Raw genomic sequence first — 20,376 nt, 5'->3', positions numbered from 1 at the left:
AAACTTTGGAAAGGGGGAAGGGAGTTATGAAAAAAATTTGGAAAAAGGTGGTAGTTTTTGCATTGGTAGCACTTCCATTCGTAATTTCAACAGTAGGTAACTTGACCTTGTGGCCTTTAAAAGGTGGTAAGTAATTTAGTTTTTTGTTTGAATAGCTGCTGTGGTATAATCGTACTAAAGAGTCTAAAAAATAAGTAGTAGGTGATGGGGTGAAGAAAAAAGGTGTAGCTTTAGATTTAAAAGAAGGTTTGGTTCATATATATACTTTAGCTCTTGGGGCCATATATATGGCCCTATTGTTCTTTACTATTAAAAAATATGGATTTGATTATTCGAATATAGATTTTTATCTTTTTTTCCTATTTTCTTTATTCTTTGAGTTTATTCCTGTAAGGTTTCAAACCTTTTTAGAAAATAAATTTGATGAAAAAAACGATAGTAAATTTGCTTTGTATTTAAGTGCAGGGCTTATTGTTAGTGTTTTGTCGGCGATACATTTAAATATTTCTAATGCCTTGATAATCCCTTTTTTAGTTTTCTTAGTTTTAAGATCTAATGTTTTATTTTCAAAAAATTATTATTACTTTATTTTTAATGTATCGATTCTTGGTATTTTGATTTTTTTATCATTTAAATTATATAATGTTTTTCCAAATGTTATAAAGAATAATTTAATATTTTCGTCTTTTGTAGTTGCGCTGATTTCAGTAGTTTATTTTATTGCAAATCTTATTTTTGTGTTAATTTTTTTAACTCTTTTATATAAACAATTTTCAAAAGATGTTATTTTTATGCTAATAGGTGAAGGTAGACTTACTAACCTTTTTTCAACATCAATTAATACTTTCATAGTTTACATTTTGTATAAATTCATTGGTATTTCTGCAATTCCTGTCTCATTTTTTACAATTATAGGAATACAGCTTGGAAATTATTATGCGACAAAATATAGGCAAGCAAAGCTTGATTTACTTACTGCGCTTGCAAAGAGTTTGGAAGAAAAAGACAGCTATACATTTGGGCATGGAGAGAATGTAGCAAAGATTTCAGTAGCAATAGCAAGGGAGCTAGGAATACAAGATAAAGAGCTAAATTTGATAGAGATTGCAGGACTTCTTCACGATGTTGGAAAGATTGGAATACCTGACTTTATAGTTACAAAAACTGGAAAATTAACCCGTGAAGAATACGAAATAATGAAAGAACATCCAAAAAAAGGATATGAAATTTTAAGTCAGATAACAGAATTTAAAGATACAGTTGCAAAGTGGGTCTTACATCATCATGAAAGATGGGATGGAAAGGGTTATCCTGAAGGAATAAGTGGTGAAGAAATCCCGTTAGAGTCTAGAATTTTAATGATAGCAGACGTTTATCATGCTTTAACAAGTGATAGACCATATAGGGAGGCTTGGTCGAAAGAGCAAGCGATTGGGTTTATAAAAGATAATGCGGGTATCATGTTTGACCCTGAAATTGTAAATATATTTTTAAAATTAATAGAGGGTGGTAGTATATGATAGTATATATATTCTTGATAGCTTTTTTGATTTCTATATTTACGAAAAGGATTAAACATGTAATAGAAAGAAATTATAGATATTTTTATTTGTTTCCCATACCTTTTATACTACAAATGATTCCGAGCTATAGAGAAATTTTAATGCCACTTTCTTTTGCATTTTTGCTTGTTTTGTTGATATTAAACAAGCATATTCCTGGTTTTTCATTAATTTCAATTGGAACAATTTTAAATTCCTTTGTTATGATGATTAATAATTGGAAAATGCCAGTTTTAAGTTGCTGGGTTGAAAAGTTTAATCTTCCTGTTGGTATGAGGCATTTAGTTGTAGATAGCTTTTCTTGGAAATTATTTTTAGGAGATTGGATTCCAGTTATGCTTCCATGGAGAGAATATTACGTAATTAGTATAGGGGATATATTTGTGTATGTTGGAGTTTTTTATTTTTTACTTAAGATAAATTCAAATAGGTAATTGAGTAATGTAAATATACAGTTTTAAAAAGGTAAAAGGGGGGAAGAAATCCCTCTTTTATTTTTTTAAATATGATAAAATTAAATAGAAATGGAGGGATAAAATATGAAAATACTTGCTTTAGATACTTCAACATCAAAAATTGTAGTGTATTATAGAGATTCTGAAAAGATTATTACTCAGACCTACATGGGAAAGGATAAACATGGAAGAAATTTGGGTGTTGTAATGAATAATTTAAAAAATTTGAATATAAACTTTGAAGATATTGATGTTGTAGGTATTGGAATAGGTCCCGGAAGTTTAACTGGCCTTAGAGTTGGAATATCTTTTGCTCTTGGACTTTCTATAGATAAAAAGATAGTTGCCATTCCTTCGACAAAACTTATTGCGGCCAATTTAATGAATAGTGGAAAAAATATAGTTATCACAAGAAAAGCACGGCAAGGGTATATTTATGGAGCAATATATGATGAATATTTAAATACTATTGTTGAACCTTTTGTTGAGTCAATAGAGAATTTTTCAAAAGAGCTTGAAAAGATGGAAAATTTTTCGGTTATAGGAGATGGTGCAGAGTACTTTGGTGGAAATCTTCCAGAGATATATCACTATCCTGAACCATCTAGACTAGGTTATTTAGTTGAAAAGGAAGTAGAACTTGGAAACTTTGTCGAGAAAGTTGAACCTTTGTATATTCAAAAATCTATTGCAGAAATTAATTTTGAAAAAAAGAATCAACGAAAGGATGGTTAAATTGAAGAATTTAACCCCAATGATGAAACAATATATGGATATAAAGAAAAATTATGAAGATGCAATTGTACTCTTTAGGCTTGGAGATTTTTACGAGGCTTTTTTTGAAGATGCAGAAATTATTTCAAAGATATTAAATATAGTTCTAACAAAAAGGCAAAATGCTCCAATGGCCGGTATACCCCATCATGCTCTCGATAATTATTTGAAAAAATTGGTTGATAGTGGTTATAAAGTTGCAATTTGTGAGCAGATGGAGGATCCTTCTCAGGCTAAGGGTATCGTAAGAAGAGAAGTAACAAGAGTTATTACTCCTGGCACTTTGATTGAAGAAGATTTATTAAGCTCTGAAAATAATTATTTAATGGCGGTTGCATTTAGAGAAAATTTTAATACTGTTTTTGTTGATGTCTCAACTGGTGAATTGTTTGTAAAAGATTTTGAGGCAATTAACGATCTGATTGATTTTGTTTCTATAGTAAATATATCTCAGATAATCTGTGAAGAAAATATCTTTGATGAATTAAAGGATAACCTGCCAAATAAATTTATAGAAAAGCTTGATGATTGGTATTTTGAAGGGTTTGAAGACAAAGTGAAGGAAACGTTTGAAATTGTTTCACTTGATCACTTTGAGCTTTCAAATGAACAGCTAAGAGTATTAGGTGCATTATTAAAATATTTAGAATACACGCTAATGAGTAATTTAGCATTGGAAGAACCAAAAAAATTGGAAGAAAGTAAATGGATGATTCTAGATTCAAAGACAGTTGATAATCTATCTCTAATTCCTGGTGAAAAAGGAAAGAATTTATACGATATTTTAAACAAAACAAAAACTGCCATGGGTTCAAGACTTTTAAAGAAGTGGATTTTGCAACCTTTGAAGGTAAAAAAGGATATAATAGAACGTCAAGAAATAGTTGATGCATTTTTTAATGATAGATTATTGTTAAACGAGATAAGAGAATATTTAAATGGAATATTTGACGTGGAAAGAATTTTAACCAGGCTTCAATATGGTAAAGTATCTCCAAAAGATTTAATTTCTTTGAAAAATACGCTCTATATTATTCCAAATATTTTAGATGCTTTGAAAACAAATGAAAAATTTTCAAAGTATATACAAGAAATAGAAGAATTTCCAGAAGTTGTAGAACTGCTTGAAAGAGCTTTATATGATGATCCTTCAAGTACAGTTGGAGATGGGAATGTAATAAAAGATGGATATTCTCCTGAACTTGATGATTATAGAAATCTTTTATTTCACTCTGAAGATAAATTAAAAGAATTTGAAAAAGAGGAAAGAGAAAGAACAAATATTCAAAAATTAAAGGTTGGTTTTAACCAAGTGTTTGGGTATTATATTGAAGTTCCAAAAGGTCAGGTGAAAAATGTACCAGATTATTATATAAGAAAGCAGACACTTGTAAACTCGGAAAGATATATTACTCAAAAACTCAAAGAATTTGAAGAAAAGATTATGTCAGCACGTGAAAAGGTTGAAATTCTTGAAAAAGCTTTATTTGATGAATTAACTAAGATGATATTAAAATATGTAAATGACATTAAAAAAACTGCAGAAAAAATAGCAGAGTTAGATGTTTTATCAACGTTTGCATATGTATCCCAGCTCTATGGTTATGTAAAACCAGAGTTTGATGATGAAAAATTTATTGTAAAAGAGGCAAGACATGCTGTTGTTGAAAGGTATGTATCAAACTTTGTTCCCAACGATATATACATGGATAGTTTAAGACGAATGTATATTATAACAGGGCCTAATATGAGTGGGAAAAGCACTTATATAAGGCAAGTTGGTTTAATAGCAGTTATGGCCCAAATTGGCTGTTTTGTTCCAGCAAAGAGTGCAAAGCTTCCAATTTTTGATAGAATTTTTACTAGAATGGGTGCAAGAGATGATATTTCAACTGGAAAGAGTACATTTTTAGTTGAAATGAGCGAAGTTGCATTAATTTTGTCAAAAGCAACTAAAGATAGTCTGGTTCTTTTAGATGAAGTAGGTCGAGGAACTAGTACTTTTGATGGGATAAGCATTGCATGGGCAATGAGTGAATATATATATAACGAGATAAAATGTAAAACAATATTTGCTACTCATTTTACAGAGCTTACAGAACTTTCTGATGTGTATAAGGGTATAAAAAATTTAACGATAGAAGTTGAAGAAACAAATGATGGTATAGTTTTTTTACATAAAGTTGTTGACGGAGTTGCAGATAGAAGTTATGGTATTGAAGTTGCTAAAATTGCGGGAGTTCCAGATGGTGTAGTTGAAAGAGCCAAGGAGATTTTAGAGGTTATAACTAAAAAGAGTGAACTTGAGAAAAAGGTAAGAGTTTTAAAAGAAGGGCAATTAAGGCAAATAAAAAGCAGAAAAAAAGCTGTAGAAGGTCAATTAACTATTTTTGAGGTGAATAATAGTGAGTTTTAAAAAATATTTTATGAAAAAATTTCTCAGATATGTAATTATAGGTTTGGTTATTTTGTTTGCAATATTTATCTTTTTTGAGTATATTATAGTTAATAATATTGGTAAAAAGTTTCAAAATATTTCATCTAACTTTGTTAAGATTAGTTTAGAGCTATTAAATAGGACTATTCAGGAAGTTAGTTATAGTTTTGAAAGAAAAATTGATGAAACTGTCTTAAATATTAAAAACAATCCTGAGAATTTTGAAGAGTACCTAACATATTTATTTGCAAGAGCACCTTATTATTTCAAGGATGTTTATTTTGAAGAATTAGATATAAATAAAATACCAAGAACTTTGAGAAAAAATCTTGGAAAAGATCAGATAACTTATTATTCAGTGAAAAATATAAGTAGTGGATATTTTGAGAATAGATTGTATATTAGAGTAAAGGAAAAAGTTTATTTGCTTTTCATGAAACTTCCAACAACAATATTAAAGGATTTTTTTAAAGAGTTGAGAGATTTAAACATTCAATATTCTTTTATCAATTCGATTGAACTTTACTCTGAAAATGGTGCAGAACTCAATGGGAAAATTAATAGATTTATTGCTGACCATTTTAATGAAATAGTTAGTAGAAATGAAGAATATAAAATAGCTAGAGACAGGGAAAACTATGAAGTTTTTTATCCTGTAGTTATAAAAGATGATCATAGTATTTTTGGACCAATGATATTGAAAATTTCCTTCAATTTTTCATTTGTTTTTAGAGTATTTTATTTTTTTGTATTTCTAGCTGTCATTTTTGTTATGATTTCATTGTTAATTATTTATAAACTTTCAGTTAGAATTTCTAAAGATATAACGGAAGATCTTAATGTTTTAATTAATAACATGAAGCAATTTAAAGAAAAAAAGGAATTATACAAGCAAAAACTCCTTAGTTTTAAAATAGACGAAATAAATGAAATAGTAAAACAATATTCTTTAATGGCAGAAGAATTAATTGCTTATATGCAAGAATTAAATGCTACAAACCAAGAGTTGGAAAGTAGTTATTTAGAAATAGAAAAAATCAATAAAGAACTAGAACAAGCTTATATTGATTTTAGTTCTCAACTTGCTATGATCGCAGAAGGTTATGATGAAAACACAGGGAATCACATAGAAAGAGTAGGAATTCTATCAGCATTTGTTGCTGAAAAGCTTGGATTTTCTAGTGATTTTGTTAATAATATACGTTATTATGCACCACTTCATGATATTGGTAAAATATTTGTTCCACGTGATATTTTATTGAAAGAAGGGAAATTAACAGAAGAAGAGTGGGAAGAAATGAAAAAACATACTATATATGGTGCAAGATTGATAGGAGATAAAGAGCAATTTGAAACTGCGCGCAATATTGCACTTTATCACCATGAAAATTATGATGGGACAGGATATCCATATGGTTTAGAGAAAGCAGAAATACCAATTGAGGCGATGATTACTCATATTGTTGATGTATATGACGCATTGCGTTCAGAAAGACCATATAAGAAAAGCTTTACTCATGAAGAGACTATGAAAATTATATTAGAAGGTGACGGAAGAACACAGCCTTCGCATTTTGCACCAGAGGTTTTAGAAGTTTTTAAAAGATATGAAAAGGAAATAGAAAAAATATGGAATGAAATATACTTAAATTAATGGTATCGTTCAACTGTAAATTTAAATATTTTAAAGTCATCATCAAAAATTCCAGCTTTTAGCTTTGCAATTCTTATTTGTTCTTCTATAGTATCTACCCCTTCTATATCTGGTAAGAGCAAACCTCTTCTAAATCCTTTTGCAACTATGATTCCATATTTTTTAGGATCAAGTTCGCTGATAGAAGATACAGGTTGAATTTCGCTCAATATATCAACAGATACTACTATGTTGTTGAGTTCTTCTTTTGATACAGGTGGAAATCTTGGATCTTGAGAGGCAGCTGCAATTGCATTGTTTCTTATTTCAAATGCAAGGTTTTCTTGAGTAGGTTCAAATGTTCCTATACAGCCTCTTAAATTACCATTTTTGGTGTGTAAAGTAACAAAACAGCCAGCTCTTTTTTCAAAAAGTTCTTTTGGAAGAGAATTTGGATCGGGCTCTATTACTTTTGAGTGTAAGATATAATTTTCAATAACTTTAATAGCCCATTTAACATAGGGATGGGTTCCTATCATAAGATCACCTCCATATTAATTTATATTATTACTAGAGCCAGCTTCTTTAGCCTTATTAATATAGTCCTTAATAGAAGTGTTTGCATTTGCAATTGTAGTTAATGCTTTATCAATTGTAGAGACCTTACTATTAATATTTTCGATAGTTTGGAAAAGTAAAGAAACTATTTGCTTATATTTTCCAATGTCTCCTTCTTCCTTTAGTCTTATATACTTATCTTGTAATGTATGAGCTATAACAAAAACATCTTTGTAACTACATAAAAATACATTTTTTCTCGGCCTAATCCAACAAGTTCAGGGGCAATTTCTAAGATAGCTTCGGGCACAACTAAAATACAACTATCTATAGTATTTAAAAGATTTTAATATTTTTGAACTCTTTGAATTTCTTTCTTAACTTTATTTATAATTTCTTTCTTTAATTTGTCTCGTTCTTTTGAACTTTCCACTTTGTTGTATTCTTCTAATAGTTGAAATACATCTGGGAATTTTGAATCAATTGGAATATACTTTCCGTCACCAAGATCTCAGGCAAATTCTACTTCACCACTCTCGGTTCTTAAATTCGTTTTAATTAATCCAACCTTTATTGATTCTTTTAATGCTTCTTTTAGAAGAAATTCACCAGTCATGCCTCTGGTTTTCGTTCCAGACACTGTTTTTGTAAACATGGAAATCATTCGTTTCATATCTTCGATTTGGGCATCCCTTCTTTTTTCGATTTCTTCTCTTGATTTTCCTTGTTCATTTAAAAATTTTTCGGTATTTTTCTTTTGTTCTTCAAAGAAATTTCTCATTTGCTCAACTAACTCATTTATTCGCTTTTCTTTTTCCTCATCAATTTTAATAGTTTTGTTGCTTATCTCTGAAAATAACTTTTGAGTGTTTTCTATAAACTCTTTAAATCTTTTTTCTTTTTCTTCGTTTAGTTTTTCTCTTTGTTTTTCAGCTTCAAACCTTGCTTTTTCTATTTCTTCATATTTGGCTTTTAATTCTGCTATTTGGATAGAAAGATTATTGGTTGTAGAAAGATTAGAAGATAATTCTTCATTTGTAGCCTAAAAACAAGCCTATTAATAATCCTAAAGAAATCAAAATTATGTATATAAATTCTTGCAAAATAATTCCTCCTTATCTCTTTTTTATCTGATTAAAGAGCCATTTGATCATTTCTTTATCGTTATATGCCAACTCCCAAGCTGCGTGAGGGTGAATCTTTTTTGAAGATAGTAATCCTTTTGGATATTCAGTGTATCTAATATTTCCACCTATACTTTTGCTTTTTTCGAAAAGCTTTCTTGAAAAATCTACGGAAATTACTGGATCATCTTCTGCATGAAAAAGCCAGATTGGTACATCTTTATATCTTGGCACTTTGTCTAAATCGCCGCCACCACAAACAACTACACCTGCTGCAAATTTTTCCGGAAAGTCTGATAATAAGATTAGAGTTCCAAAGCCTCCCATTGAAAGACCAGTGATGTAAATTCTATTTTCATCTATTGGATTTTCTTTTGAGATTTTATTAATTAATAGCATAACACTATATAAAATAGTATTAGCTTCAAAAACAAAGTCATCCTTTTTATAACTACCCCACCAGCTATTTTCAGGACATTGAGGCGCCAAAATAAAGCATGGATTTTCTGATTGAATATTAGGATCAGCCCAAACAGTTGCTCCTTTATTTGCTGTAATTTGTTTTATATTATTATTTCCACGCTCTCCGGCTCCATGAAGAAATATAACTAAAGGATATTTTTTATTATTTTCTATTTTTGGTGAGAATAATCTGTAAGGAAGAGTAATAAATTCGTCTTTATATACAAAGGGTTTAAATAAATCAAGGTAATTCAAATTAAACACCTCTTTTTAACTCAATTAAAGCTTAATTTAAAGTGATATTTTTCGCAAATAATGCTACCTTATTGAGAATAAAAAATATTTCAAATAAGAAAATCTCACTAATCTTATGATTATTTTTAATTTTTTAATGTTATTAACTGTGGTAGGAGCATTTTTTTAATTTAGTCAATTACTTACTTTTTGTTCTATGGAATAGGTCTATAATAAGTCTTACTTCTCCTATACCCATTCCAAATCTCTTTGCAATTTCGGCTTCTTCAACCCCTTGGTTGTATAACTCAATAATTTGTTCTTCTCTTGTCATTTCGGTTTTTTTGGTTTCTCTTTTTTCTTTTGTTTCTTCTAAAATATTTTCAAAATTTTCTGAGTTTGCCTCAACTTCCTTCTTTTCTTCGTATGATGTTTTAGAATTAGTTTTAATGCTTTTTTGATATTCAGATACTTCCAGAACTAATTTTGAATAAAGGTCATTTATTTGAGAAATTAAATCGTTTAATTCTTTTTCTTTTTCTTCTAAAATCTCTATTTTGGAATCAACAAAGACTCTTACTCTTCCCATAAGTTGAATTAAACGCTCTTCATCTTCCTTGATTTTTTCGGGAAGATTTTTGCTATTATGTAAATTTATTAAATAAACTGCCCATGAAAAAGATAGGGTTGAAATTGTGCTAATTAATACTAACCATTCTATGATTCCCATCATTTCCTCCTATATATCACCGTTGGAAAATTTTTGAGACTTTTTCCATCCCAACTTAATTTATTGTTTTCAAAGCTAGTTGGTGTTGGATTTGAAGAAACTAAAATGCTATCTTTTGGTATGTAAACAATAAAAAGAGAATTGGGATTTGGATTTATTTGAATATTTCCCATGTTTAGAGTATAGGTATTATTTGAAACATCTACAAGATTTTTTAATATAGCAACTTCTTCTATCTCAAGAATTCCTGCACGCTCTTTTGCAGAATTTTCATAATTTAATACAGTTATTGTTTTACCTATTTCCTTTGAAATTTGTTCAAAGTAATTTAAGAAAGTTTTTGATGATGCATTTGTGTAATTTTCTTTATATTCATACATTGTTTTTTCGTCTTTAAATGAAAGACCGGCAATTGTTGTAATTGTAGCGGTGTCAGAATAATCCGTTTCAACGACAGTTTTGTAGAATGTTATATCAAATTTTGGACGTCTGTTAAATACTGTAAATAGATCAAATATTAAAAATACAACTACAATGAGTATAAGGATATACATGAAAGTCTTATTTTGCAAGATATTGACCTCCTTTTTAAAGCGTACTTAGAATTTTTTCTTTGGTTCTACAGAATTTGCATGTGTCAGAAGTAGTTGGAAATCCGCATTTTTCACAGAATTTAAGTTCTACTTTTTCTTCTGGTAAATACTTTTTCATTTCAAGTATCGAATAAACGATGTTTAATTTTTGATCCCTTGAAAATTCTATATCTTTTTTAAATTTTTTCTGAGTACTTTCCAGAGAATTCGGACATGCACAACCCACATATGGAAGATTTTTAAGTTTTGCATAAAGTAGTATTTCTTGTTCTGTAAGGAAATATAGTGGCTTTATTCTGCCAACAAGTTTTTTATCTTTTATAGTTTGAGTAAGTGGGCCTGTTCTTTGCAGCTGCGTAATATTTTTGTTGAACATATTATTGAAAATGAAGAAAACTTCATCATCTAAGTTGTGGCCAAGAACAACGTAATCAAAATCGTTTTCAAATGCATATTTGTTAAGAATATATCTTCTAATCATTCCACAGTATGAACATGGTTTATATTTTATATCCATAATGGTAAATCCTTCTTCTTTTTTCAAATCATATATTGTTAGAGGATAATTTATGCTTTCTGTTACCTTTGTAGCTATTTCTTCGGATTTTTCTGTAAATACTGGTATTCCAAGTCTTATAAAGAAATATTCAATTTGAAGGTTGAATTTTTCTTTTAGTTTTGAAAGAACATAGCTTACAACAACTGAATCTTTACCACCAGATATGGCTACCAATAACTTTTTGTTTTTAATTTTATACTTATCTAAGAATTTACCAATTTTTCTTTCAAAGTATTCTACGAAATGATCTTCACATAGCCTTGGAGATTTTAGTATCGCTTGTTTTTTACAATGTTGGCACTTCAAATGCTACACCTCCACTAACATTTTCCTATATAGTCTAATACATCCTTATCAAATTGCTTTACAGAATTGGTAAGTTTTCCAACGCGTCTTATTGTTTCTTCAACATCTTTTGCAACTATACCATTTCCACAAGGAACATCAATATTATTTATTGCAAGCTCACTTACTTGAATAGCGGTAAGTGTTCCAGCTACTGCTTTTAGAGCGCACCCTCTTTTTGCCCCGTCGCAAGTTAATCCAAACAATGTTCCAATTGTGTCGTTAATTGCATTTTTGATCTGTTGTCTGTTGCCACATTTTAGATAGGTGAGTCCAGCTGCAGCTCCTGCAGCAGAAATACTTCCTGCCCCGCAAATTGGAGTTAAAAGACCAGTATATGCTTTTATATATATTGTAACTAATATACTTAGCAATGTTGCTTTTAAGATTTTTTCTTTATCGTATTCTTCTCTTTTTGTTGCTATTGGTAGTATGCATGAAAGCCCTTGATTTCCGCTTCCAGCAACAGTCATTACTGGTTTTAAGACTCCGCTCATTCTTGCGTCAACACCTGCACTTACGTATTTTACATATTCGTTTATTGCAGCATTTGAAAAGTTTCCTTTTATTTGCATTCCATATTTTGCAATATCTATGTTCATTTCAATTGCTTTTTCTACATAATCTAAAACTTCTTTGTCCGGATTTTCAACATAATCGATAATTTCATCTATTGAGTATTTTTTAATGTTTTCTAATGTAGTTTTTGATGGATTAAATGGTTTGTCAAGAATTGTATTAGAATCAATGGTTATTTTTGCAATGTTGTCATGTTTTCCTTCAATTAAAATCTTAACGGTGTGATTGTTTTTTGATACAGCTATTGTTTCTACATAGAGATATGGCATATCATTAATTTCTATTTTAATTTTATTTTTGAGGTTCATGGCTTTACTCAAGCATTGAGAATTTACATCTTTTAAAACTTCAAGCCCTTTTTCTGGGATCCCACATAAATATCCCAAAGCAGCAGCAATTTCAAGACCGTATATATTTGTGCCCGGGATATTTACAACAAGCCCGTTTTTGTAGGTGTTTTTGTCAAGAGATATTTTTATTTCTTTTAATTCTTCTAAAGTTTCATTTAAATACTTTTTGGCCGTAGCTGTAGATAATGCTACAGCTATGGGTTCGGTGCAACCATACGCCGGCTTTACCTGATCAAAGAATATATCTTTTATCAAAATAAAACCCCCTTTCATTGAAATTATAACATATGATACAATAATATGATAAATTAAAATACGGGAGGGAAAGGTATGAGAAAACTTTATTTTATGCTTTTGATACTTGTTCCACTATTTTTATTTTCATCAATTATTAGTATTTCAGATGCAAAAGCTCTTAGCGATGGGAAAGATATAATTGTCAGAGGAATTGTTACCGTTGAACCAGGCCCTTTTGATGTAAACATTATCTTTATTCAGGATGAAAGTGGAGGAATTAATGTTTACCTTCGTGGAGGTCATTTTGAAGGTATAAACAGAGGGGATTTAGTTGAAATTAGTGGATACATGTGGACACATAGATTAAATAGAGAACTTGTAATTGATGCTGACAAAGAAAAGTATTACATAAAGGTCTTATCTAAAAGCAATACTTTACCTCAACCAAAAAAAATATCAACAAATGATATTAATAATGAAGAATATCAAGGATTGTTTGTAGAAGTAGAGGGTGATGTAGTAAAAATAGAGCAATCAGATCCAAGAAAAGTATATATTGATGATGGAAGTGGAAATGGTATGGTATTTATTCGTGAAAATACCGGCATACTTACATCTTATTTTAGAGTTGGAATGCATCTTAAAGTAAAGGGAGTCCTTGGAAGATATCAATCGTTTTTTGAACTTTGGCCAAGAAGTATGGAAGATATAGAAGCCGGTGATGTCTTTCCACCTGAAGTAAAATCAGTATTTTTAAAGGATGATAAGGTATATGTTGTTTTTAATGAACCAGTTTCTGAAAAAAGCGTTATAGATAATAAAACTATAAGGATTGCAGGAAGAAGTATAAAAGGGCACATGATGTACTTTAATAATAGAGTGGTTATACTTGAGCTTGATAAAAAAATAGATTCAACGGTTAAAATAATGATAAGATTTGTAAAAGATATGAATGAAAACCAGATGGGATCAGTAATTGCTTCTATTGATCCTGAAAAAGATGTATTTACTAAAAGAGTTTTATTTGATGAAGGCCATGGACAGCAAGCAGGAAATGCAGATTGGGTAATATATGGAGCATATTCTGATTTTGCTGAAGCACTTAAGAATGAACTTGGTATGTACGTTGAAAGTACAAAAGAGAATCTTACATATGAGCTTTTAAGCCTTTATAAAGTATTTATTATTCCTGAACCTAACAGACCTTTTAAAGCAGAAGAAATAGATGCAATATTAAAGTTTGTTGAAAATGGTGGAGGACTGTTTTTAATAGCTGACCATGGCGGTTCAGACAGAAATGGAAATGGTTGGGATTCTCCAAGAATATTTAATGAATTTGTAGAAAATTTTGGTTTTAAATTTACTGGGGATAGTATAGAAGAAGAACCATTAGAATACGTGTATGAACATGAAATAACGGAAGGAATAAATAGTATTGGGGCTTGGGCAGGAAGTACTATCCAGGCTTTAAGAGATGATGTAAAAATTTTAATTTCCGATAGAAACAAAAAGCCTTATTTAGTTTTGAGTAGTTACGGAAAAGGTTTTGTTGTTGCTATAGGAGACAGCTCTCCATTTGATGATGGAACAGGGGATAAAAATGATATATTACACGATGGTTGGAGCTATGGAGATGATGCCAAACTTGCGGTTAATATAGTTAAATTTCTTTCATCTCACTAATTTTAACTAGCGCCCCTTGGGCGCTAGTTTTTTAATCGTTGTTATCTGTTAATTTTTTGATGTTGGAATAAATATTACGTAGTGAAGAATAAATTTTTTTGTATGCTTTTTTGTATAATTCATTGTAAATCTCAGCTTCTTCTTTGTCTGGGTAAAAAATTTTACTGTAATGAATCATATTTTTAATTGCTTCATCTATTGTAGAATATGCACCAAAGATGCATAATGCAGCACCAAGTCCAGAGGTTTCATGTGTTTTTGGTTTATAAACTGGAAGGTTAAACATATTTGCTGTAATTTGACATATTTTTTCACTTTGTGAACCGCCACCAGAGACTGTTAGCCTTTTTATTTTTATTTTTCCTCTTTTTTCTATTCTTTCCATGCCATCTTTCAATGCAAAATTTATACCTTCTATAATTGCTCTGTAAATATGACCTTTTGTATGATAATCGGAAAATCCGATTATAGCTCCCCTTGCATTTGGCATATCAAGCCCTGGTGTCCACATAGGGTGTAAGATTAATCCTTCTGAACCAGCGGGTATATTATCAAGAAATCCATTTAATATTATCTCTGGAGCAACGTTTAATTTTTCTGATAATTCAAGTTCTTTTTCTCCAAATTCCTTTATAAACCATTTTACAAGCCAGTATCCCCTAAATATTTCAATTTCTGGATTATATGCATTTGGAATAACCGCAGGATATGGTGGTATGAAAGGGATTGTTTCAAAATATTTTTTTGAAGTTGTCTGAATAGTAGCAGTTGTTCCAAAACTTAAACTTGCACAATCTGAAGAGGTACATCCAGAACCAATAGTTTCACATCCTTTGTCTGATCCAGAAGTTATAATGGGTGTACCTTCAGGAATTCCCGTTTGGCTTGCAACTTCTTTTGAAATCTTTCCAACAATTGTGCAAGGTGGAACAAGCTCCGGGAGCTTTTCTTTTTTAACTCCAAAGACTCTCCATCTCCAACTATGTTTATTTTTAGGCCAGCTTTGGTGTTTATAATCAAATGGGATATGTCCTATTTGAGAGGCGGTTGAATCTATGAACTTACCTGTGAGTTTGAATAATAGATAACCTGATAAAAGCAGGAATTTGTGAGTCTTGTCCCAGATCTCGGGTTCGTTTTCTTTGATCCAATTTGGTCTTGATTTTCTATATATTCTTATTGCGGTTTCTTTCATTTTAATTATTGAAAAAGCAATATTTTCGAAAAAATTAAGTGGATTTTTGTACGAAGCTTTTCTTTGATCAAGCCAGATTATAGCCGGTCTTAATGGAACACCATTTTTGTCAACCAAGACTGCTGTATCCCTTTGTGTAGTTATACTGACACCAATAATTTTTTTGAATTTTTCTTTGTTTCTGTCTTTTAAAGTATTAACAGCTTTGCATAAAGACTGCCAATAGATATTGGCATCTTGTTCTGCCCATTCTGGATTTGGTGAATAATATGGGGTGTATGAAATCCTTTCCATATCGTGTAGGTTTCCAAGCCCATCGAAAAGGAGAGCTCTAAGGCTTTGTGTTCCACAATCTATGCTAAGTGCAAACTCCAATTATCTTCACTCCCTAAATAATAGTTTGGCTAATTAAAATTATATCTTAAATGGTAAGAAAATTAAAATTAAAGAGGAAGGAAAAATTTAAGGAAAGAAAATAAGCCATGGAGGTCCATGGCTTATTTTTAAAGGATTGGATTTTCTACAAAATATTCTTCAACAAGTTCGGTATAATCATCGAGCCAGTATGCGTTTGGATTTCTTTTGTATACCATTATTTTTCCAGCATTTTTTGGATCATGTGCGCGTTGATATCTAAATATAATATGCTCCTTTGTAAGAGCAGAAACTTCTATTTTTCCTGTCTCGTGTGACATTGCAAATCTTGCTCTTTTTGCAAGTCCTGATACATTCATGATTGCTTTTAAGAATATTTGATAGCCTTCTTCTACCGGAACTGCAAAAGGTTTATTTCCGGCAACAGGCCTTCCTTGAAATACGTAGTATGGAGGAACACCTATAAATGAAAGCTTTTTAAATAGTTCCATAAGCGTTTTCCAATCTGCGTTAACTCCTTTTATCAAAGGTGTTTGATTTGCAAGAATTGCCCCCGCTTTTTGAAGCATATTTACCGCTTTAATAGCTTCTTTAGTTATTTCTCTTGGATGGTTAAATTGTGTCATAATGTATATTTTCTTTTCATCAGTTGAATATTTTTTGATCAATTCTATTAATTCAGGATCTTCGGTGATTCTATATGGATTAAATGCGATCATTTTACTTCCAATCCTTATTATCTGAACATGATCAATTTCTCTGATCTGACTTATTATTTTTTCAAGTTTTTTTGTAGCAAGTAATAGTGGATCGCCACCGGTTAATAACACGTTTGTTATTTCTTTATGCTTTTTTATATATTTTAGATCTTCAGAAACGTCCCTAACTACTTCTTCTCCTACATTGATAAAGAGGCGCTTTCTAAAACAAAATCTACAAAATCCACCGCAAACATCGTTGACTAATAAAAGGGCGGTATCTCTGTATTTGTGTTGTAAACCTTTGGAAATTGTATAGGATTTTTCATTTGAGGCATCGAGTCTTCCCCATTCTTCTAACTCACCGATTTGTGGGATTATTAAATTTCTTATTGGATCATTTGGATCATCCCAATTAATCAAGTTTAAATAATAATCATTAGCTCTAAACTTATACTTTTCCGTCACTTTTTTTAACTTGTTTTTTTCTTCCTCGGAAAGTTGTGGAACTTTTTCGATTTTTGTGATGTAGTTTACTTGCATGAGGATTCCTCCTTTCTTTGTGGTGGGATTTTGTAGGAAAAAGGGGCATTTTCATTCTAACAATTAGATTTTAATTTAATACTACATATAAGAAAATATAGAGTAACATATTTATATCTTTTTGATTAAATATATAATATTTTTAAAGGCAAGAAGGCTGTGAGAGAATTTTGGAAAGGTAGGCTACATCGCGATGAAAAAATAATATAATAAAAATATAATCCCCCTCCTTTAAACAAGGAGGGGGATTTTTCTAAAGCCTGCATATAAATGTGTATATTTTAAATGGCTCGTATTCTAAAATTATTTTATTATTTTTCACGCTTAGTTCTTCTTTAATTTCCTCTAGTATATTTGAAATATATGCTTTTTTTAAGTTTTCAATTTCTATTTCTAGTGTTCCACTTGTTCCAACAACTTCAGCAAGTCTAAGCACTATAGTATTTGGTGTTAGTTTTTTTAGTGCTAGTATTTTGAAGTTATCAGGAGAAATTCTTATTGAAAAGTTCTTAGTATCGAATTTTTCTAGCGCGAATATTCTTTTATTAAAGTTATCAGCGATTTGTATAGTATCTTTAACATTTGAGCTTTCAAAAATTGCATATGAAAATTCGTGGAAGCCTTCATCTGCAAAAAAATCAGGATATGTTCCAGCTTTTATTAGTGAAAGCCCGATTACGTTGTTGTCAACACTGTGACCGTATTTTCCATTGTTAATTATAGACACTCCAAAGTCAGGTTGAGAAATATTTACCCACCTATGTCCTAGAACTTCAAAGCGGGCTTTTTCAAAATTTGTATTTTTGTGAGTTGGCCTATCAATGTATCCGGCGTCAAGATCAAATTTTGCGTATCTACTTAATACATTAGTTGGGAATAAAGCTTTTAGCAAGCTTCTTCTAAGATGCCAGTCAATTTCTGTTTTTACTTCAATCAAATTTGAATCTGTTTGAAGAATGTAATATTGAACAATTTTTGAATTTTCCACTTTATATTCAACTTTAACGACTTTCCTTATTGGTCCTTCCTCTACTACTTCAATTTTATTTGCGTCGAGTTTTCTACCACTTTTTGCATAATTTGCATCGATATCCCAGTTTTCCCAGTAATATGGAATGTCTTTGGAAAGCATTAAAATATTTCCACGATTTTTGAAGAGATATTTATTAGTTTTTTTGTCGAATATATTTATGCTTCCATCTTCAAATATGGTAAGATCTATTAATTTATTTTCAAATGGTTTGTCTTCAAATTCTGGCATTTTATCTTTGATATTTAATTGTATAGCTTCAAGGGGATTAATGTATTTATCTATATAATAAAGATACTTTCCATCGTATGTTTTTTGAAGTTTTAGTGATTTTCCATCTAATTCAAGGTTTAATAATTTATCAGATTCAAAGTATATTTTTTGTTTGAATGAAGAAGGATTAAATATTACAAGTTTGTTTTTACTAGTTTTGGTTAGAATTTGTCTTTTAATATCTTTGGCTTTGTCTAACACTTTATTTAGATCTCTTTCTGCGTCTTTATATACTTCGTGAATTGAGGAACCAGGCAAAATATCATGAAATTCATTGTATAACACAATATCCCAGAGCTTATCAATTTCTTTTTGATAATTTTTCCCATAGAGTGTGTTTAATATTTCAATTTCTCTTAGTTTATCTTCGCATTTTTTGTGTAATATTTTTGTTCTAGATTGTGAGGTTAGTGTTCCTCTATGAAGTTCAAGGTATAATTCTCCATCCCAGACAGGGATATCTTCTTTTGGAAGATTTTTAGTAAAGTTATCTACTGTACTGTATTCAACTTGTGGTATTCCTGGGATTTCCTTTAAAGCGTAATAGTTTTCGCACATTTCTTCTGTTGGACCGCCACCACCATCACCATATCCAAAAGACAAAAGAATTGAAGATGTTAAGTCTTTATGCCTAAAATTTTCAAATGTGTTGATTATAGATTTGGCTGAAATTTTTCCGTTATAGCCTTCTTCCATGTTTTTGTAGCTATAATAAATTACTTCACTGCCATCTATACCGCGCCATTTACATAGATCGTATGGAAATTCGTTTGATTCATTCCAGTATAGTTTGGTTGTGACAAAGTAGTCTATGTCAGCTTCTTTTAATATTTGAGGTAAAATCCATGAAAAGCCAAAGACATCAGGGAGCCAGCAAGTTTTAGATTTTTTTCCAAATTCTTTTTCGAAAAATTTTTGGCCATAGTAAAATTGTCTAATTAATGATTCAGCGGAAGGAACATTACAATCAGATTCAACCCACATTCCTCCAACAGGTTCCCATTTATTTTCGGAAACCAATTTTTTTATTTCTTCAAATAATTCAGGATAATTTTCCTTTATATCTTTGTACATTTTTGCAGAAGATTGTGTGTAGATAAACTCTTTGTATTTTTTAGAAAGAGTTACTGCATTTGAAAAAGTTCTTGCAATTTTTCTTTTTGTTTCGTTTATGGGCCAGAGCCATGCATAATCTATGTGGGCATGTCCAACTACAAAAACTTTTCCATACTTTGGAAATGGAATATTTTTAATCTTTTTCTTAAAGTTATTAAATTTTTCTAGAACAATTTTTTTAACATCACTGTTATTTCTAGAATGGGTATATTCAAGTTTTGGTGGATTCCAAACACTCTTAATTTCTTGTATAATTGCCGGATTGTCTAGAACATTGTTAAGATATTCTTTAGTATTTCTTGGAACGTAAATAGATGAGAGAAACTCATCAGTAATATTAATTAATGCTTGTGCTAAATATTGGTCCGAGGTTTCTTCTGCAACCTGAATTACGTTATACACAAAATTTAGAGCTTTTTTTAATTCAATATCGTAGTAAATTAAGAAGGATTCATTGAAAACCGGAGGTTCTTTTGTTCCAAATAATCCTCTTGGAACAGTTTCTACCTTTATTGAATGAACATTTCCATCACAATATGGTGATAAATCAAAATCTCTATGAAATGGATTTATTTCCCCTACTGGTTGTTCGTCAATAAATATAAGTGTTTCACCACCAAACCATGCTCTCAAGTATGTGTTTTTATTGTCAATTTTAAATTCATTTTCAAATGTAATTTTTTGGAGAGACCATTCATATGGTATAGAAATTTCTTTTCCATTATGTTTCCAGCCTGTATATTCTTCACGTTTTAGAATACAATATGGATATATTTCAGAAAGAGCTCTTTTTAAGTGGTTAATTTCTTTACTTTTTTCTCTGTACATTTT

General features: G+C 30.3%; 16 protein-coding genes. 6 read left to right on the top strand and 10 right to left on the bottom strand.

Annotated elements, in window-relative coordinates:
• Positions 1 to 209: 209 nt before the first annotated feature.
• The 5 genes from HNP65_RS03110 to HNP65_RS09760 all read left to right on the top strand — a co-directional run bounded on the left by HNP65_RS03110 (position 210) and on the right by HNP65_RS09760 (position 6,882).
• A complete protein-coding gene (locus tag HNP65_RS03110) occupies positions 210 to 1,520 on the top strand; it encodes an HD domain-containing phosphohydrolase (protein ID WP_184618895.1) in 1,311 nt (436 codons plus the stop codon).
• The gene (locus tag HNP65_RS03105; protein ID WP_184618894.1) at positions 1,517 to 1,996 is read left to right on the top strand and encodes a DUF5317 family protein; all 480 of its coding nucleotides are present in this window, start codon (positions 1,517 to 1,519) and stop codon (positions 1,994 to 1,996) included. The genes HNP65_RS03110 and HNP65_RS03105 overlap by 4 nt, the downstream gene beginning before the upstream one ends.
• A 105-nt stretch (positions 1,997 to 2,101) precedes the next feature.
• On the top strand, positions 2,102 to 2,752 hold the full coding sequence (gene tsaB, locus HNP65_RS03100) for a tRNA (adenosine(37)-N6)-threonylcarbamoyltransferase complex dimerization subunit type 1 TsaB (RefSeq protein ID WP_184618893.1): 651 nt from the start codon (positions 2,102 to 2,104) through the stop codon (positions 2,750 to 2,752).
• Complete coding sequence (gene mutS / locus HNP65_RS03095; RefSeq protein ID WP_184619020.1) at positions 2,745 to 5,207, top strand: DNA mismatch repair protein MutS; 2,463 nt, start codon at positions 2,745 to 2,747, stop codon at positions 5,205 to 5,207. The genes tsaB and mutS overlap by 8 nt, the downstream gene beginning before the upstream one ends.
• Positions 5,208 to 5,217: 10 nt before the next feature.
• Entirely contained in the window at positions 5,218 to 6,882 is a 1,665-nt protein-coding gene (locus HNP65_RS09760; RefSeq protein WP_246348160.1) for an HD-GYP domain-containing protein, read from the top strand.
• On the opposite strand, the gene amrA is transcribed toward HNP65_RS09760, so the two are convergent.
• The 7 genes from amrA to HNP65_RS03055 all read right to left on the bottom strand — a co-directional run bounded on the left by amrA (position 6,879) and on the right by HNP65_RS03055 (position 12,650).
• On the bottom strand, positions 6,879 to 7,400 hold the full coding sequence (gene amrA / locus HNP65_RS03085) for an AmmeMemoRadiSam system protein A (RefSeq protein WP_184618892.1): 522 nt from the start codon (positions 7,398 to 7,400) through the stop codon (positions 6,879 to 6,881). The two genes, HNP65_RS09760 and amrA, sit on opposite strands and share 4 nt — an antisense overlap.
• Before the next feature lie 530 nt (positions 7,401 to 7,930).
• Entirely contained in the window at positions 7,931 to 8,200 is a 270-nt protein-coding gene (locus HNP65_RS09685; protein ID WP_221236825.1) for a hypothetical protein, read from the bottom strand.
• Positions 8,201 to 8,534: 334 nt separating this feature from the next.
• A complete protein-coding gene (locus tag HNP65_RS03075; protein WP_343043453.1) occupies positions 8,535 to 9,269 on the bottom strand; it encodes a carboxylesterase family protein in 735 nt (244 codons plus the stop codon).
• Positions 9,270 to 9,438: 169 nt separating this feature from the next.
• Entirely contained in the window at positions 9,439 to 9,972 is a 534-nt protein-coding gene (locus tag HNP65_RS03070; RefSeq protein WP_246348159.1) for a DUF6115 domain-containing protein, read from the bottom strand.
• Complete coding sequence (locus HNP65_RS03065) at positions 9,969 to 10,541, bottom strand: DUF4897 domain-containing protein (protein ID WP_184618890.1); 573 nt, start codon at positions 10,539 to 10,541, stop codon at positions 9,969 to 9,971. The genes HNP65_RS03070 and HNP65_RS03065 overlap by 4 nt, the downstream gene beginning before the upstream one ends.
• A gap of 16 nt (positions 10,542 to 10,557) precedes the next feature.
• Complete coding sequence (locus HNP65_RS03060) at positions 10,558 to 11,427, bottom strand: PP-loop family protein (protein WP_184618889.1); 870 nt, start codon at positions 11,425 to 11,427, stop codon at positions 10,558 to 10,560.
• Positions 11,428 to 11,441: 14 nt separating this feature from the next.
• Positions 11,442 to 12,650, bottom strand: coding sequence for an L-cysteine desulfidase family protein (locus tag HNP65_RS03055; RefSeq protein WP_184618888.1), 1,209 nt, complete (start codon positions 12,648 to 12,650; stop codon positions 11,442 to 11,444).
• A gap of 75 nt (positions 12,651 to 12,725) precedes the next feature.
• Between HNP65_RS03055 and HNP65_RS03050 the strand changes: the two genes are divergently transcribed.
• Positions 12,726 to 14,315 carry a DNA-binding protein gene (locus tag HNP65_RS03050; RefSeq protein WP_184618887.1) on the top strand — a complete coding sequence of 530 codons (1,590 nt, stop codon included), beginning with the start codon at positions 12,726 to 12,728 and terminating at the stop codon, positions 14,313 to 14,315.
• Positions 14,316 to 14,346: 31 nt separating this feature from the next.
• Here HNP65_RS03050 and HNP65_RS03045 read toward each other — a convergent pair whose 3' ends face one another.
• The 3 genes from HNP65_RS03045 to HNP65_RS03035 form a co-directional block, all read right to left on the bottom strand.
• A complete protein-coding gene (locus HNP65_RS03045; RefSeq protein WP_184618886.1) occupies positions 14,347 to 15,885 on the bottom strand; it encodes an FGGY-family carbohydrate kinase in 1,539 nt (512 codons plus the stop codon).
• A gap of 128 nt (positions 15,886 to 16,013) precedes the next feature.
• Positions 16,014 to 17,126: a KamA family radical SAM protein gene (locus tag HNP65_RS03040; protein WP_184618885.1), complete on the bottom strand. Its 1,113-nt coding sequence runs from the start codon at positions 17,124 to 17,126 to the stop codon at positions 16,014 to 16,016.
• A 253-nt stretch (positions 17,127 to 17,379) separates the two neighbouring features.
• Positions 17,380 to 20,373, bottom strand: coding sequence for an alpha-mannosidase (locus HNP65_RS03035; RefSeq protein ID WP_184618884.1), 2,994 nt, complete (start codon positions 20,371 to 20,373; stop codon positions 17,380 to 17,382).
• Positions 20,374 to 20,376: the final 3 nt, after the last annotated feature.

Source organism: Thermosipho japonicus (genome assembly GCF_014201655.1).
Taxonomy (GTDB): domain Bacteria; phylum Thermotogota; class Thermotogae; order Thermotogales; family Fervidobacteriaceae; genus Thermosipho; species Thermosipho japonicus.
This window is presented reverse-complemented; position numbering and strand designations above follow the sequence as displayed.

What these genes read in the sequence shown, in the direction of transcription:
- HNP65_RS09685 (WP_221236825.1), bottom strand. Translation starts at nt 8,200, where the DNA reads ATGAGAAATTTCTTTGAAGAACAAAAGAAAAATACCGAAAAATTTTTA.
- HNP65_RS03050 (WP_184618887.1), top strand. Translation starts at nt 12,726, where the DNA reads ATGAGAAAACTTTATTTTATGCTTTTGATACTTGTTCCACTATTTTTA.
- amrA (WP_184618892.1), bottom strand. Translation starts at nt 7,400, where the DNA reads ATGATAGGAACCCATCCCTATGTTAAATGGGCTATTAAAGTTATTGAA.
- HNP65_RS03040 (WP_184618885.1), bottom strand. Translation starts at nt 17,126, where the DNA reads ATGCAAGTAAACTACATCACAAAAATCGAAAAAGTTCCACAACTTTCC.
- HNP65_RS09760 (WP_246348160.1), top strand. Translation starts at nt 5,218, where the DNA reads ATGAAAAAATTTCTCAGATATGTAATTATAGGTTTGGTTATTTTGTTT.
- HNP65_RS03105 (WP_184618894.1), top strand. Translation starts at nt 1,517, where the DNA reads ATGATAGTATATATATTCTTGATAGCTTTTTTGATTTCTATATTTACG.
- tsaB (WP_184618893.1), top strand. Translation starts at nt 2,102, where the DNA reads ATGAAAATACTTGCTTTAGATACTTCAACATCAAAAATTGTAGTGTAT.
- HNP65_RS03070 (WP_246348159.1), bottom strand. Translation starts at nt 9,972, where the DNA reads ATGATGGGAATCATAGAATGGTTAGTATTAATTAGCACAATTTCAACC.
- HNP65_RS03035 (WP_184618884.1), bottom strand. Translation starts at nt 20,373, where the DNA reads ATGTACAGAGAAAAAAGTAAAGAAATTAACCACTTAAAAAGAGCTCTT.
- mutS (WP_184619020.1), top strand. Translation starts at nt 2,745, where the DNA reads ATGGTTAAATTGAAGAATTTAACCCCAATGATGAAACAATATATGGAT.